This window comes from Syntrophomonas sp. UBA5494 (assembly GCF_002426325.1).
The window spans coordinates 8,306-8,940 of the sequence record NZ_DIPG01000009.1; the positions used below are offsets into that span (position 1 = coordinate 8,306).

Below are 635 nucleotides of genomic sequence, written 5' to 3' on the forward strand. Positions count from 1 at the left end.
GCCGGCGCCATCACCATTCAGTTGTTCTACGACTTCAAGGTCGAGGGGCTCCCTGGTAAATTCAGTACCCCGGACTTTGAAGTGGGCGATACCGAAGCGGAGCTGAGTTCTAAGGGCATTACCTTTGCTTTGGGCGGAAGCAGCGACAGCTACACGGTAAAGGCTGAAAACACCAACGATTTCCCAAACACCGTACAGAAGAGCTATACTTACGAAAAGAGCACCTCCACCTCCACCGAGGTATCCAACTCCTACTCGAAGGAGTGGTCGGAAGAGACCACTGTGGGCGTGGATATCGGCATCCCCGTCGTTTCCCTGGCCGGCCTTAGCGTCAAGGTGGAGCAGAAAGTGGGCTATTCCTACGGCCTTAGCAAAACCTATTCTTCCGCCCAGTCCGATACCTATAGCCAGTCCATCAGCGACACCATTGAGGTGCCTCTGCCCCCGCATACCGGCATCGATATCGACGTCAGCATCGTCGATTCCACCACCTCTATCCCCTATACCGGCGCGGCGCGCGTCACCTATAAGACCATGGTGGTCTATGCCGCCGGTATCGTGGAATCTGACGAAGGCGCCGGATCCGTGAAAAATGAGAACGGCTCTTTCTCCTTCGGCGACGGCGCCTACTCCGC

The 635-nt window shown here is 56.2% G+C and carries 1 protein-coding gene; it reads left to right on the plus strand.

Annotated elements, in window-relative coordinates; all coding sequences use genetic code 11:
• The coding region (locus tag B3W37_RS01035) for an aerolysin family beta-barrel pore-forming toxin (RefSeq protein ID WP_483174523.1) at window positions 1-635 on the plus strand (635 nt) is incomplete at both ends.